We start from the raw sequence: 660 nt of genomic DNA on the forward strand, positions 1-660 counted from the left end.
CTACGAGCGAATGGCTAGTTCTTACTCGGCGGGAATCCCACCCGCTATATGATACGACCTAGGCTCGGCCGCACACCTGCCCCTTTAGTCGCATAGGAAAAGATGTCTAAATAACAGCTCTACTCTTCTGTTAATGGTTTTTTAATGGCATAAATGATGCAGGATTTAATTCCTCACTTTCAATGACGATAGCAGTTAATCCAACATCCGTTTTAGTTTCGTGCCACTCATCATTTCCCCAAAAAACAGCATCTCCAGCCTCAACTTTAAAATATTCTTCTTTTTCATTTCGAACATATCCCTCACCGTTTAAGATTAAAAGAAGTTGGGGACCTACTGCTTGATGATAGCCTACTATTCCTTTTCTATCTAAGTGCATACATCCAATGTTAGTTATCTTATTTGTTTGGATAATACGAGACATAATAAAGTTGGAATTGAATTTTGAAATCTGTTTGCCGCTTTCTTTATCAAATTTATAAAATTCCACTTTGACCTCCTAAATTTGAATTGGAATGTACATTCATAATTCTATATTGCTATTGAATTAACCTGCCCCTTTTGTACAATAAGAAATTCAACGCAAAAAGGCATTAATCCTTCTTGGATCAATGCAGCATTAGTTAAAAAAGACATTACTAGTTAAGTTTTTTGTAAATC

At 35.8% G+C, this 660-nt stretch carries 1 protein-coding gene; it reads right to left on the minus strand.

What is annotated here, in order from left to right:
- Nucleotides 1-130 precede the first annotated feature (130 nt).
- Nucleotides 131-490: a cupin gene (locus CYL18_RS19035; RefSeq protein ID WP_104851029.1), complete on the minus strand. Its 360-nt coding sequence runs from the start codon at nucleotides 488-490 to the stop codon at nucleotides 131-133.
- Between the last annotated feature and the right edge of the window lie 170 nt (nucleotides 491-660).

Origin of the sequence: Pradoshia eiseniae, assembly GCF_002946355.1 — a bacterium.
GTDB classification, from domain to species: domain Bacteria; phylum Bacillota; class Bacilli; order Bacillales; family Pradoshiaceae; genus Pradoshia; species Pradoshia eiseniae.